This is a genomic window from Candidatus Paceibacterota bacterium (assembly GCA_035404205.1).
GTDB lineage: Bacteria > Patescibacteriota > Minisyncoccia > UBA6257 > JAVHQB01 > JAVHQB01.
The window spans coordinates 4,241-18,576 of record DAONGQ010000008.1 but is presented as its reverse complement, the minus strand read 5'-3'; the positions used below and the strand labels follow the sequence as shown (position 1 = coordinate 18,576).

Here is a 14,336-nt window from a genome sequence, read left to right as displayed (position 1 = left end):
AGCTTTAAGGGCGGGTGAAAAACCAGTTACTTTTTCTACCGTCACATTATCATTTTTAGTGATCAATACCCTTAAAACATCTGCTTTTTTAAGCCAATCTTTGAAGTCCAGCGTTGTATTTTCTGCCGGCTCAAATTTTACAGTAGCAAAATAAGCTTCTGTACTTTTAGCTATAGGGTAGGCCAAAACAATCTTATTGGGCTTCACTTCTTGGGTAATAACCCCGTGTATTTTAAGCTCTTCCGTTACTTTGGTATATTCTGCGTTGGCTTCTTCCTCAGTTAAGCTGCCTTTAAAAAGAACGGCAACTTTATAAAACATTTTTTCCATGATTTTTAATTTATTGCTAATATTAATATTTATTCTTCCCTACTATCGTCCTCTCCAGCGGGAATGCCAAGGGGCATAGCAACTGCTTCTCCTGAATTAATTTTTTTCAAGAGGCTGCTACCAATTTCAGGATGCTCTTTGAGAAAAATTTTAGAATTTTCTACGCCCACACCCAGTTTAACGCCTTCGAATGAATAAGTGGTTCCGAGACGCTTAATCAAATTATATTTTAAACCCAGGTAAAGTAAATCGCCTCCATAAGAAATGCCTTCATTATAGATCACGTCCAATTCTGTGGTTTTAAAGGGAGCGGCGACTTTATTCTTGACTATCTTTACCTTGACTCGATTACCTATGATTTCATCACCTTTTTTAATTTGAGCCATCCGTCTCATTTCTATTCTGACAGAAGAGTAAAATTTGAGCGCTTTGCCACCAGGCGTAGTTTCAGGATTACCAAACATCATTCCTATTTGCATCCTGATTTGATTGGTAAAGATAATGGCAGTTTTCGATTTAGCCGCAATAGCCGTCAGTTTTCTCAGGGCTTGAGACATCAAGCGAGCTTGGAGGCCAATATGCTGATCCCCCATTTCCCCCTCTAGCTCGGCTTTAGGAGTCAAGGCAGCTACCGAATCCACAATGATAACATCTATAGCGTTTGACCTTACCAGAGCTTCAACTATGTCTAAAGCTTGCTCGCCATTGTCTGGCTGAGAAATTAGAAGATCTTCTATTTTGACCCCTATTTTTTTAGCATATTCTGGGTCAAGCGCGTGTTCAGTATCTATATAGGCTGCTTTGCCCTTCATTTTTTGGGCTTGAGAAACAATATGAAGACACAGGGTAGTTTTGCCAGAAGATTCTGGACCATAGACCTCTATGATTCTCCCTCGAGGAATACCGCCTACACCCAAAGCAATATCTAAAGAAGGGGCTCCGGTAGGGATAACGGCTACATTTACTTTACTTACATCTCCGAGCTTCATTATAGACCCTTCGCCAAAGCGGTCCTTAATCCCGGCAATCACGTCGACAAACTTATCCTCGTCCGAAGAGCTATTTTTTTTAGCTGTCGTTTTGGACATAAAGCAAAAAGTTTATAAAGTTATAAAGTTTATCAAGTAAGTTTCAAAAACGTAAAACACAGTGCTAAAACAAAAAAACGGATATGGATTGCATTAAAAGTCTAAAATTCTGTCTTTAAAACTATTTAGGTGTGGGGTTTTAACTTGACAAACTTTAAGAACTTTAGACTTTATGAACTTGCTTACCATAATAGCATAAAATCAGCCTCACGCCAATTGCTTACTCGCTTAAAATGGTGGTAGTGGTTTCACCAGTAATAACAGTAGTGGGTGCAGTCGTGGATGGCGATACTTCATTCCCACCTATAAATTCTATGTGATATTCCTTGATAGTTGCTCTCCCCAAATGATTATAAGCTTCGAATTTTAAAGTATTCCAGCCATTGGTGAGATTGTAATTATCAACTTGAAAATTTTTCCCGTTATCCAGAAGTATTTCTTGTCCATTAAACAATAATTTTTGAGTACGCGCTACTGTCCCGGTAATATTAATAAACGGTTCACTCACTTGCATGTTTTCAGATAGGTCTTTAATCATTAAACTCGGCTTGCCCACGAGCATGTCCAATTGGTAACCGCCAAAAGCTAAGACTACTACTAGAAGGAAACCAATAATTAATTTTCGATAGTTCAAACTAATCTTATGCGCCATATTATCTCTAAACGTAGTAAGAGAATCGGTTTCCCCGGGAAGTTTAATAGCTGTTACTTCATTTTTATAAAGTTTTAGCGCTTGCTCATAATCTAAATGAAGAAAATTACAATATTTTTTTAAAATAGAATAGACATAAACCTCTGGTAAAATACGATTTAATCCTTCCTCCTCTAAAAGTTGTAGATGTTCTTCACGTACATGCAATCTTTCAGCTATTTCAGCCAATGAATAATGCATAGCCAACCGCTGATGCTGCACATATTCTTTAAAAGAATTTTCTAAAATAGGTCTGGTAAATTCTGGCGTTGAGATAACTACATCAGGAGTAGGATTAAAAACCACTGGCTCAAAAATAGGCTGTTCTAATTTCTTTTTTCGAGGGTGTATTGCTCTAGCGCCTTTGGCTTTGGGTTTAATAACTTTAGGCATAAATTATTCCTCCATTATTTCGTTGTTATTATCAGGAGAATCATGTTCATCAATAAATTTCTGAGCGTCGGCATCAGCTTTACTCACTAAGACATCACGCGGTTTAGCTCCTTCTCCAGGACCAATAACGCCCCTTTCTTCCAAAATATCCAGCAGACGAGCTGCTCTCGCATAACCAACGCGCAAACGCCTTTGGAGGAACGAAGCCGAAGCTTTTTGCGATTCCACAACAAGGTCATAAGCTTGGTCATACATATCATCTTCACTATCACCAAAACTATCCAAATTAATTTGGTCTACGATACCTCTCTCCGCTTTATCATCCAAAGTAATCTCCTCGCTAGCACCGATAAATTTATCTGCCTGATCTAAAATGAAACTAACCACCTTATCTACTTCTTGTTCGGAAACATAGGAAGCTTGAATACGTTTAGGCTTAGAAGAATCGGGGGCCAAATATAACATATCTCCATGCCCCAAAAGTTTTTCAGCCCCGGCACTATCAAGAATAGTGCGAGAATCAATTTGTGAAGCCACCTGAAAAGCAATACGAGCAGTAATATTCGCTTTAATTAATCCCGTAATTACTTCTACTGACGGCCTTTGCGTAGAAATCACTAAATGGATGCCCACGGCTCTTGCCATTTGAGCCAACCTCACAATCGCCCCTTCCAGCTCTCTACCATAAGACATCATTAAATCGGCCAGTTCATCTATCAAAATAACAATATAAGGCAAAGGAGGCTCTTTGTGACTCAGGGCTTTTATATTATAACTTTTTATGTCTCGACTACCGCTTTTTTGCAACAAATCATAACGTCTCTCCATCTCAGTAATCGCCCAGCGTAAAGCCGGTAAAGCTTTTTTGTTATCAGTAATCACTGGCGTTAAGAGATGCGGAATGCCGTTATAATGAGAGAGCTCTACCCTCTTAGGGTCAATGAGAATTAACTTAAGAATCTCGGGAGAATTTCTCATCAAAAGAGAAATAATAATGTTATGAATACAGACAGATTTGCCTGTGCCAGTGGCGCCAGCAATTAAAAGGTGGGGCATTTTGTCTAGTGAGGCATAAAGGGCGCTGCCGGTTACGTCACGACCCAAGGCAAACATTAAAGGATTATTGTGTTCGATAAAATCCGGCTGTTGCAAAATATTTTTTAAACGAACAAGGGCCACCGATTTATTAGGCACTTCAATGCCTACCAAAGATTTCCCGGGAATAGGCGCTTCCAGTCTTAAGGGATTAGCCGCTAAAGCCAAAGAAAGGTCATTCTGCAGAGCCATAATTCTAGAGAGCCTAATACCTTCTGCCGGTTTGAGGGTATATTGCGTAACTGTCGGGCCAACGTTAATTTCGGCCATTTCTACTTCGATGCCAAAATTCTGCAAAGTTCTTTTAATGATATTAGTGTTAGCCCTAATATCTCCTGAAGTAGGTTTATCGCTATCAGATTCTAACAAACTTAGCGGCGGAATAATGTAATTAATGAAATGCTTATATTGGAAAGACTCTTCTGTTTCCCCCTTGTTCTTTTTTAAATCTCTTTTTTCTTCCATTGCCACATTTTTGGCTTCTCCATCACTAGTTCCCAAATTGTCGTTTACCTTCACTTCGGTTTTAGCGACTGTATTATTCTTCTCCAAAATTTTAGAAAGCAGCGAAGACCCTGGGGGAACAGTCGCCTGGGATTCTGCTTTCAGGGAAATTTCTTTCTTTTTAAAAATAGTATCAAAACCAATATTCAAAGCTATAAACCATCCTACAATAATAAGAGAAATTAAAAAAATAATGGCGCCAGCCGTGCCCAAATAAATAGCCCACCAAGAACCGGAGGCGCCTATCCACCCACCATAGGTATCATGAATAATATCAATCAGGCTCAAGCAACCGTACAGCACTAATCCTCCGCCAATAGAAGTAGCTAAATAAATGCGCCGTGGTACATCAAATTTTTCTTTGATGAGAGAAATAGCTAAGATTAAAAGAATGAGAGGAAGAATAAAGTATCCTTTGCCTAAAAGAGAATCAAAACTGCTAAAAAGCACCTTCCCCGCAGCTCCAGCCAATTGGAAATATCCTAATATTAAAATAAAACTAAAAACCACCAAAAAAATGGCTAAAATAGCGACCTTAGTGCTTTCTCCAATCTCTAAACGAGGTAACGAAGGTAAAGAAAAATTACTTTCATTTTGTTGTTTGCGGAATTTGCTTCTCTTTTTAGCCATACTGACATTACTAAACTCTAATTATCTTGTTAACTGTAAAATAGTATAACATAAAAGTTTTAAAACCAAAAAAGTCCTCTACTTAAGAGGACTTTTTAATCATTTTAAATACCGGTAAATGGCAACAAACCTAGTATCCGAGCTTTTTTGATTGCCTTGGAAAGCTGTCTTTGGTGTTTAGCGCAGAGCTTCGTCTTTTTCGCTGGCTGAATTTTAAACTGAAAAGAAATAAACTTCTTCAGAGTTTCTACATCTTGGTAATCTATCTTCTCTATGTTTTGGCTACAAAAGTAACAAGAATTCATAAACACAAGTGAATTAGTAAAAATTAAATATATCTTAACGCCCGTCATAGTAACATAAACGGTCACTATTTGCAAACGCTCTTTAGAGTAGGGTTTAGCCTATCTCCCGTTTTTATTTCTTTGCTTCCCTGACAAATCTTAATAATTTTCAATTTTTAATTTTAAGTTTTAAGTGAATTATTAAATGTTCTAATATTAAATGAGAACCCTAATTATATGGAATGATCCATCCTTTAACCGTTTAATTATTAGACGTCCATTTATAATTTAAAATTTAGCCTTTAAAATTTAAGTTCTGTGCTTTAGAAACTTTATAACTTTATAAACTTCTAGCTTATTTTGCATTATTGATATCGGCGATATCTTGTTCATACCCTGAGGCAATACGCAAAACGCTATCGCAATAAAATTGATAGTTACCGCCAAAATAACGTTTAGCAGCAGTACACTCAGCGCTGGTAGTTTGAGCGCTCGCTCCATCTGCCGATAACTTAAGAGCGGCAGCTGTCATAGAGTCCTTGATATCCCAAGGATTAGGATAATGGCCCACTACTGCTTGTATTTTGCTCAAATACCCCATCCAAGTCGAGGGAATAAACTGGGCCGGACCCATGGCGCCACCCCAACTATTCACCCCAGCCTTTAAACCATGAGCAGGGTCATTGATGGCGCAAGAAATAGGCGTCACATTAGGGTCTAAGCCTAGGGTTTTGGTAATTTCCACAAAAGGTTCCTGGTCTCTTGTAGGTTTCATTTGCACTTTCCAACTTTTAGAGGGCGGGTCCCCCGGTCTATTGCAGGTGCCAACATTTTTACCCAAGTTAGATTCCTGCGTTAAAATAGCCAAGAGAAAAGCGGGGCGAATAGATATCCTACTAGAAATATTAGTCGCTATAGCCAAAGCCTCACCAAAATTTACCTGGCTTTTCACTCCCATCAAATCGTAAATTCTGCTTTTAATTTCTGCCGCTTTAGCCCTCCTATCTGCCAAAAGAGTCTGATAAGCTGATTCTTTATTTTTGGTTAAGGTCAAGAGGGTTTCTTGTTCGCCCTTGGTGCTAGTCAATTGTTGTTGTTGGGCTAATTGCACTTGTAGCAAGCCCTGAGCATCATCTTGGTCTTTTTCTAGGGCTTGTTGCTGGTCTTCTAAAGTATTCTTGAGAGTGGTTACTACATCTATTTTTTCCTTAATTTTATCCTGCAAGGCGCTCATAGCATTGATAGAAATAAAATAATCAGAAATCTGCTCATTAGCTAAAAGTATCTCCAATAAAGACTTGCGGCTATTTTCATAATAAACCTCAATCAAATCTTGCAGACTTTGCTTATTAGTATTTAATTCATTTTCAGTTTTAGCAATAGAATTGGTAGTGTCATCGATTCTGGTGCCTAAACGATCCAATTCTAGGTTAGTAGCTTTAATTTGGGCCGATAATTTATTGGCCTGAAGCTTAAGCTGATTAATCTTGTTTTGGAGAGTATTTTTTTCGCCCTGTGTTTTCGTGAGCTCTGCTTGATAGGCATCAATCTGCTTGTTGACAGCGTCTAATTCATCTTGCAAGGCCTGTCTATTGGCATCATTTATGGCTTGGGCTGCATCAAAACCAAAATAAATAGGGGCTAAAGCTTGGTGATTAGTTTGTAAAGTAAAAGATAAAAATAACAATACTGTCACTGCCAAAACCTTAGTGAAGCTCTTAAAAACTGCTAAAGTTTTACTAGGTTTACTCTCGAAAATAACTTTCGGTCTCAAATTTACACAATGGCCCAAAGTTGCCAAATGATTTTTATTTTTATCTGTTTTAAAAGACAAAAACATTTCCTTTTATTTGCTATTAACCGTGGTCTTATTTTCGGTCTCCCCCTCAACAGAAGGAGATTCTGCAGACGCGGTCTCCGCCTTCTCTTCTTTTTCTGTCTTGATTTCAGAAACATTTACTTGATTTTCTTGCTCCATCGCCTTCAATTCTTCATCAGAAATAGGAGCGGACACTGTCACCACTGGATTGTCTCCGTTAACAATAACTTTAACATTGGCAGGAATAATTAAATCCTTTACGTATAAGGTGCTATCAAAGTCTTTCAAAACAGAAAGGTCTACAGTAATATCGTGAGGCAGGTCTTTAGGCAAAGCTTCAACTTCTATGCCTTCAATAGATTTGGTTAGAACACCGCCATCTTTAACAGCGGGAGATTCGCCCACAAAGACCAAAGGCACTTCAGCAGTAACTGCTTTATTGAGGTTAACTTGGTAAAAATCGACATGAATAGGGTCTTGCGAGGCATCGGCAGTATAGGCAATATCGTGCACCAAAACATTAATTTTCTTGGCGCCTAATAATAGCTCAATCAGACCGCTATCACCTGCTTCAGCATAAACATGAGCGAAGTCCTTTTTACTGACCTGAACATTAAAAGGCTTCAATTCTGGACCGTAGACCACACCCGGCAAAATACCTTTAGCCCTTAAATCGGCTGTTTTTTTACCAGTAACAGTCCTTTCTTCCACTTTAAGAGTTAACCCTGTCCCTAATTGTGTTTCTTTCTTAACCATATATAAATATATAATTTCCCCATTTATAGTTTAATTTTGTCTACCAGAACCGAATTCATTAACCGATTGACCAATAATCAAACCTCCCTATATTATGAACTCCAGATTATTTGGCTTAGCTTCTCTGCCATATCTAACGGCTTGTCATCTTGCCACACATTTCTCCCCACCGCAACTCCCGTACCGCCAGCAGCCATTATCTCCTCAACTGCCTTACAGAAATCTTCTCGTGTTTCCTTTCTGCCTCCCGAGAGAACGACTTTGGTCTTACCGGCTAATTTGACAGCTTCAGCAAAACTTTTTTTATCACCGCTATGCTTAAGCTTAATCATATCTGCCCCTAACTCTGAGCCCAGACGAGCGGCATATTTTAGCATTTCTGGGCTTTCTGGCAAAAGAACGTTTTTACCTCTGGGATAAATCCAGGCAATGGCCGCCATATTTAAATTGTGCGCTTCCTCCTGAATTTGACCAAAAGTCTCTAACATTTCTGCTTCAAACTCACTTCCAAGATAGATAGTATAACCCACACCTTTGGCGCCCAACATTTTGGCATACTTCACAGAGCAATTTTGAGCTGAATAAGGCTCTACCGTTTTAACAATATTCGTTTTACCATTCAATTTAACAATCAAAGGAATTTGGGCTGAGTAGGGAGTATTGTAATAATATTTTTCCGCTAAGCCTTTCTGCAAAATCACGGCAGTAAAATGACCTCTGACGGCTAAATCCAAAATGAATTCAGGGTCAGAATTTTTAGCATCAAAATCCTCTCCCCCATGTTCAAAACCATGATCGTAAGCCAAAAAGAAGGCTTTGTCTTTTTTCAATAAAGGAACTAAAAAATCCATACGCCAAAAATCTTTTAACACGAGCATTATATCATAGATTTATGAAATTTGAAATTTCTATTCAAAACTTAAAAAGAGCCCACAGAGGGGTTCTTTTTAGCCGCAAACCTTTAAAATACTTTTTGCATCAATAACTTGAGAAAGGCTGGAGTCTCTTTCCAGAACAAGTTTCTAACCCTAAAAGAGTTGTCATCACTAACCCCAGTTCCTATGATTTGTTTAGCGCTAGTCTCATCATTAAAACACTCTAATGTATAATCATAAGTCCCAGATTTTGTTGGAGTAATAGAATAATCTGCATGAGAGGCTAGCCCGATAGCCGGTAAACTCTTCCCGCAAGCCACTGTATTTCCACCCACGGGCACAGTGTTACAAGAAAGATTACAATAATTACAATTAGTAGTGCTCCAGTTGGCTTTGAAAGAACTGCCTAAGAAAATGGTGCGATTCGCTGGAAGAATAGTAAAACTATTTATAGTGCAAAAATCGAGACAATCACTAAAATCAGTACATTGGTTCACTCCGCAACCCGGAATAGGATTGCAAGAAGAAACGCCACAAACACTATGAGGATTAGTCTGTCCAGCAGGACAAGAAGAACAGATGCATTCAGCATCGCTGGAACAAACTTTACCTGTGCCGGTACCATCTAATTTGCAAACTAAATAATTTTCAGAATCCAGGCCACACTTACCAGCAGAACCAGCGCAACCAGAACAATCGCTATCAGGACAATCTTCATCTATAGAATATGTTCCAGTATACCCTTTACATACCCCACTGGTACACTCAGACCAACGGCAAGTTTTTTTGCCAGTAGGAGGTGGTTCGGTAGGTGGTTCGGCAGGTGGCTCGGCAGGTGGTGCTTCACACAAAGAAGGATTTGCTATACAAGGGTCCTCCTGAGGAGGTGGGCAATCACAGCTAGTTGTCCAATGAGCAGCACATCTGCTACTACATTGATTACACGAATTCACACAGCTATTATAAGAAGAAGTACATCTGGACAGACAAGATGCGAGGAGGCTCGGTAGGCCACTCTCACAGCCATCTTGGCATGACCCTATCTCGCAAGTACATTCACCACAGGCAGCGAGACAAGCATCTACCTCATCGCAATTCGTACAAATGCTCTCAGAGGTACACCCGGAAGGGCAACTACTACCACCACCGCCATCAAGAGCCGCCGCAAGGCTTTGTGATGTTATTATAAAAATTAAACCAAAACTTAAGAGAAAACTAAATTCAAACAATACTCGATTTTTATAAATATATTTAAGCATATTATAAACCCACGTTAATATTTTGATTATATAAATAAAAAGGTATCATTTGACTATAATTTTTCTCCACGTCTTGACTTGTAGTTATGTTACCCAATAAATTATTAGGCACAAAAAGCAATTTGATTCCGTAGGTTAAGGTGTCAAATTTGGCTAAAAATAGATATTGTTTTTTGGGGATACTTAAATCCAAAATCAAACTATTCAATTTGGCCAAATTCATTCTGTTAGTACAAATACTATTCACTGATAATGTTTGTTTGTTTAAAATATTATTTGGCAGAAGAGACCATTGATAATTCTTATAAAAATTATCGTAATCTCCTTGGTTATCATTAAACATATATTCATGCATAAGAACCGGATAAACAACAACACAAATTTGCCCATCCTGAAGATTAACGTTATTTATAGTTTCGCCAGTGAGTATATTATGCTTTCCCAATTTTGAAGCTAATATTTCTTTTACATTCAAAGCTAAGACGAGACGGTCACCGGATTTTATTTTCAACAAACTGGCAGCTTTTACATTCTTTGTAAAAGAATTGTTATACCTGCAAATGTATTGAAGGTTATTGCCCATTTTGGTTATGCAATAACTATTTAAAAAATCTTGTTTCTTAAAAAAAATAAGACCAACTGCAATTAAAACAAGTAAACACTCTGCCACTAGCAAAACGATTCTTTTATTGTTCTGTTGAAACATAAAAAATACTAAAAATAATACTACTTTAATTTTAAACCCCCTTCCCCTCTAAGTCAAATAAAAAAAGAGGAGGTGTTGTATACGCCTCCTCAATAGAAGAACTAGCGGATGCTCAACGTAATTGTTTGGGTAGCCGCATCCCAAGTTACCTCAAACCCCAAACTCTCTGCCACAAATCTCAAGGGCAAGAGGGTTCTTCCATTCATGATCACGGGGACAACTTTACTATTGCTAGTGTCTATAGCTACTGTGTTACCATTGAGGGTAGCCAAGCTCTTTCCAATAGTTAGGACGAGCCTATCCTCTTTAACAGTAATACTCACCTGCCTCAGAGTGGCATCCCAGTCAATAGTACCGTCAACCGCCTCAACCACGGCTCGAATAGGAACTAATGTTCGTGCATTGGTTATTACAGGAGGAGCTTCTAATGACGAGGCCATTCCGTTTACCCAAATAGTTGGTTTTCCTATGACCAACTTGAGGATTAATGATTTTTTGTAAGTTACAACGTAATTGGCTGTAGTGATTTGGGTACCCCTGGAGGCAATAATATTAATTTTATTCTCGCCTTCTGTAAGGGAAACCGTTTTTGAGAAATGACCACTGGCAACTGTTGCATCTAACCCATTAACCTTGACACTATCGGCGTTAGTAGAACCAGTAACAGTAATTACTGGTGATTCTACTTCATTTGGCAAGGAATCGACCTCTATGTTGATAGGACCAATAATAGTAAAAGAAGTTCCCTCTGACCAATCACCTAACCCCGTGTCATAGACTGCCCGTACTCGCCAATAATAGTCACCGGCAGGTAGCGCAGAGATTTGACAGCTGGTAGTGTACACCATATCCGATTCTACTAAGTTGTTAAAGTCAGCAAAACTACTGACTTGCACTATGTAAGTACAAATCGGATTGTTCTTATTCCAAGACAATGTAATTGCATTTGTATTTGTGTCTGTCATCGAGACTGTTGGCATAACAGTCAAAGGCTTACTGCTCAATCTAGCCGAAGGGTCTCCAGCTATAGTAATACTGAGCCATGACTCAGACCTGTCTCTTGGCAGCGTATTTCCCTTAACTGTAGCAACTGCATCACCCACAGAAAAGCCATTTCCAATAGCACAACATATTGCTTTCGATAATGGATTGTCGTAATCAGTAATCGAGGAGGCATAACCGATGAAATTGAGCAATTTCCCATGGAGAAGATTGTCTACGTAAGGAAAAGGCGTCTTTGTCCAGTTGTCGTCAATAAATGTGTCACAACCATTGATATACCCTAGAAAGGTAGTGCTCTGGAAATCTGTCAGAGGTCCCCAGAAACGCACCCAGTGTTCCTCTCCAGTATCATAGACACCGTCCTTATCAGTATCATCGAAAATGCGCCGCCAATTACCACCATGGGCCTCTGTAAAAACAATATCAAGCCCTTTGTTCCAGGTAGAAAGAAAATTGGCAGTGGTTAATGGATCAGCTGGTAAGGTTGAGGTATAGCTGCCCTCCTTTTCATACAAAGTTGTCCATTGTACAAGCGGTAGAACTGATTTAACCTTTTCCCCGGCTTGATCTGCATTGTAGTAAAACCCATCAGCAAAAAACTCTACGGCACATGCTACCATCCCAGTGAGACTCGGATTAGTCTCATATTTCTTTTCTGCCTTGATAAGCAGAGGGAAATAAGTGTCAAGAATAACTATACTATCCGTAGGAAGTCGACCGATAACAAACTTCTGAATCACCTCGAAAACCTGACATTCAACGAATTCGCCTGGCTTGCCATTACCATTAATATCAAAAAAACTAAGCGACTGGTTATAAAGCAGGCAGGCGTCTGTCATGGCGTCATATTCTGGATGGTTTAGGTCGTAGTAAAAGCGAACCATAGGAATCTCGTCCATAGTTCCCGCTAGGAGAACATACGGCGGAACAGGTTGGGTCTTGGTGTCCAAATATTGTCTCAACTGTTCCACTTTGTCTGTAACGGTGGGAAACTGTTTGGTAATGTCTGGCATGGAAACAACTGTTACTTCAAAGTTTGTGGACTTGTAGTCCACAAACTGTTTCAGACCAGCTGACTGCTTGAGGGCATCAGTGCCCAAAACAATAATGTAGCTGCGTTTGGGTACATCTGCCGCTCTAATGAAAGTGGTCGGAATGAGACAAGAAAGGAAGAAACAAAAAGACAGAAAAAGCGATACGAAAGCAGTGCGTTTCATTTTCCACCTCCTGTGGATAGATTTGATTGCTATCTAAAACCCACTAGTTTCAAGAAGAACTATCTGCATTTAGACTTGTTACAGAGCTAATTACAACTACTATTATTTTAAACTACGCGTATCTATTTGTCAATGGATATCTCAAATAATTAACAATACAGTAAAAAACACCCGTTAAAGGGTGTCTCTTAGCTCCAAAAAAGAATCTAAAACAAGGGAGTTACCTCTTCTTGCAAACTCCGCAATCGGAAACACTATTACAACTTGTGCCTGTACCAGAAGCACTACAAAACATAGCCCCATTAGCATCTATACCGCATTTATTAGCAGTGGTGGAACAATTAATATTAAGAATATTACTTGCCCATGTATTACCGGCGCTATCGCCCACCGCCAAATAAACATTGATAGCTTGTCCAGATAAAGTATAAGCATGGGAATTGGAACAGCTAGCGCTAGAACAAGATTGACTATAATCAACTATCCATCCAGTACTACCGCTTTGTTTGTACCAAGTATATCTTGTATAAGGAGAGACTCCACCATTGACCACAGCATTAACAGTGGCAGTGTTGCCACCGCAGGAGCTAGTTATTACTGCAGTACCAGTTTGGGTGGTAGAACAATCATTATTTGTATTGCAACCTGTAGGGCAATTCTGTGAAATAGGTATTGTAGAATTGTTAGAAATAGAGCATGAATTACTCGAGCAAGTAAGCCAATGGCAATCTTTAGTATTTTCTATCCCACAATCTATGTTACTAGTGCAACCCGTTGGACAACTGCCTCCTGTCATTATATTGCCACCAGGATGAGAAACTGTACAGGTACGAGAGTCAGAACAGGTATTATATGTAGGACAGCTCCTACAACCTTCATTTGTTGGGCATGGAACGGTGCCCGATTTAGTTACCGTAGAACAATTACCACCTGAGCACTCGCAGACAGTATAAGTACAGGTTGTTGCTGCTGGACACCCATCCCCTGCATTGTCAACACATTCTCCCCATATATTATTGGAACAAATTTTAGTTCCCGCGCAACCGTTAATAGCACAACTTTGAGTTTGACCATTTTGGCATGCAGGTGGAGTGGTGGTGGTAGGAGTACAATCATAGGCACAAAATACACCAAAAGCATTAGTACAACTTGTCAGACCAGGACCGCAACCGCAACCACATCGTGGTTGGTTCAATCCTCCACAATTATTTCCACCAGTAATCCCACAATCGCCACCGCCAGTACATTCAGAATGTCCAGACGCTCCTTGACACGAAGTATAGACACCATTTCCCAAGCTTCCGCTGCAATAGCACAAAAAACCAGCAGACGTGCTGCTACATTCACCACAGCCAGCTGTAGCACAGCCAGTACACCCACTAACTGGAGGACAATTAGGCTGTGTACTTACACATTCTCCCCAGGAGCTAGCGCTACAGGTACGAATGCCAGTACAAGCGCCATTACTTGTAACACAAGATTGAGTTGTGCCGTTTATACAATTTCCATTAACACAAGTGCCATTACTGCAAACTTGGCCAGTTGAACAAGTAGTGTCATCGCAATCTGAATCACTGAAACCAGCACATTTCCCACTAGGGCAAATTCCGTTAGGCGCGGTGGTAGGAGGAGTAGTTGTTGTAGGAGGACGAGTAGTTGTAGGAGGAGTAGTTGTAGGAGGAGTAGT

General features: G+C 39.5%; 12 protein-coding genes. All 12 read right to left on the bottom strand.

Annotation, left to right across the window (positions count from 1 at the left end):
• A partial coding sequence (locus PK547_02100; protein ID HPR91505.1) for a 30S ribosomal protein S6 occupies positions 1 to 330 on the bottom strand: 330 nt, incomplete at its 3' end.
• Positions 331 to 359: 29 nt separating this feature from the next.
• Complete coding sequence (recA, locus tag PK547_02095) at positions 360 to 1,418, bottom strand: recombinase RecA (GenBank protein HPR91504.1); 1,059 nt, start codon at positions 1,416 to 1,418, stop codon at positions 360 to 362.
• 220 nt (positions 1,419 to 1,638) lie between these two features.
• Complete coding sequence (locus PK547_02090; GenBank protein HPR91503.1) at positions 1,639 to 2,502, bottom strand: helix-turn-helix domain-containing protein; 864 nt, start codon at positions 2,500 to 2,502, stop codon at positions 1,639 to 1,641.
• A 3-nt stretch (positions 2,503 to 2,505) separates the two neighbouring features.
• Positions 2,506 to 4,731: a DNA translocase FtsK gene (locus PK547_02085; GenBank protein ID HPR91502.1), complete on the bottom strand. Its 2,226-nt coding sequence runs from the start codon at positions 4,729 to 4,731 to the stop codon at positions 2,506 to 2,508.
• 104 nt (positions 4,732 to 4,835) lie between these two features.
• Positions 4,836 to 5,036, bottom strand: a complete 201-nt coding sequence (gene rpsR / locus PK547_02080) for a 30S ribosomal protein S18 (GenBank protein ID HPR91501.1) — start codon at positions 5,034 to 5,036, stop codon at positions 4,836 to 4,838.
• 334 nt (positions 5,037 to 5,370) lie between these two features.
• A complete protein-coding gene (locus tag PK547_02075) occupies positions 5,371 to 6,855 on the bottom strand; it encodes a hypothetical protein (protein ID HPR91500.1) in 1,485 nt (494 codons plus the stop codon).
• 6 nt (positions 6,856 to 6,861) lie between these two features.
• Entirely contained in the window at positions 6,862 to 7,590 is a 729-nt protein-coding gene (locus PK547_02070) for a 50S ribosomal protein L25 (GenBank protein HPR91499.1), read from the bottom strand.
• Between the two features lie 92 nt (positions 7,591 to 7,682).
• Complete coding sequence (locus tag PK547_02065; GenBank protein ID HPR91498.1) at positions 7,683 to 8,468, bottom strand: fructose-bisphosphate aldolase; 786 nt, start codon at positions 8,466 to 8,468, stop codon at positions 7,683 to 7,685.
• A gap of 83 nt (positions 8,469 to 8,551) precedes the next feature.
• Positions 8,552 to 9,316: a hypothetical protein gene (locus PK547_02060; protein ID HPR91497.1), complete on the bottom strand. Its 765-nt coding sequence runs from the start codon at positions 9,314 to 9,316 to the stop codon at positions 8,552 to 8,554.
• A 409-nt stretch (positions 9,317 to 9,725) separates the two neighbouring features.
• Positions 9,726 to 10,430, bottom strand: a complete 705-nt coding sequence (locus PK547_02055; protein ID HPR91496.1) for a hypothetical protein — start codon at positions 10,428 to 10,430, stop codon at positions 9,726 to 9,728.
• A gap of 101 nt (positions 10,431 to 10,531) precedes the next feature.
• The gene (locus tag PK547_02050) at positions 10,532 to 12,649 is read right to left on the bottom strand and encodes a stalk domain-containing protein (protein ID HPR91495.1); all 2,118 of its coding nucleotides are present in this window, start codon (positions 12,647 to 12,649) and stop codon (positions 10,532 to 10,534) included.
• A gap of 220 nt (positions 12,650 to 12,869) precedes the next feature.
• On the bottom strand, positions 12,870 to 14,336 hold a 1,467-nt coding region (locus PK547_02045), incomplete at its 5' end, for a hypothetical protein (GenBank protein HPR91494.1).

Bases quoted from the DNA above. Each gene is read 5' to 3' on its own strand.
- recA (HPR91504.1), bottom strand. From the start codon at position 1,418: ATGTCCAAAACGACAGCTAAAAAAAATAGCTCTTCGGACGAGGATAAG.
- PK547_02090 (HPR91503.1), bottom strand. From the start codon at position 2,502: ATGCCTAAAGTTATTAAACCCAAAGCCAAAGGCGCTAGAGCAATACAC.
- PK547_02085 (HPR91502.1), bottom strand. From the start codon at position 4,731: ATGGCTAAAAAGAGAAGCAAATTCCGCAAACAACAAAATGAAAGTAAT.
- rpsR (HPR91501.1), bottom strand. From the start codon at position 5,036: ATGAATTCTTGTTACTTTTGTAGCCAAAACATAGAGAAGATAGATTAC.
- PK547_02075 (HPR91500.1), bottom strand. From the start codon at position 6,855: ATGTTTTTGTCTTTTAAAACAGATAAAAATAAAAATCATTTGGCAACT.
- PK547_02070 (HPR91499.1), bottom strand. From the start codon at position 7,590: ATGGTTAAGAAAGAAACACAATTAGGGACAGGGTTAACTCTTAAAGTG.
- PK547_02065 (HPR91498.1), bottom strand. From the start codon at position 8,468: ATGCTCGTGTTAAAAGATTTTTGGCGTATGGATTTTTTAGTTCCTTTA.
- PK547_02055 (HPR91496.1), bottom strand. From the start codon at position 10,430: ATGTTTCAACAGAACAATAAAAGAATCGTTTTGCTAGTGGCAGAGTGT.
- PK547_02050 (HPR91495.1), bottom strand. From the start codon at position 12,649: ATGAAACGCACTGCTTTCGTATCGCTTTTTCTGTCTTTTTGTTTCTTC.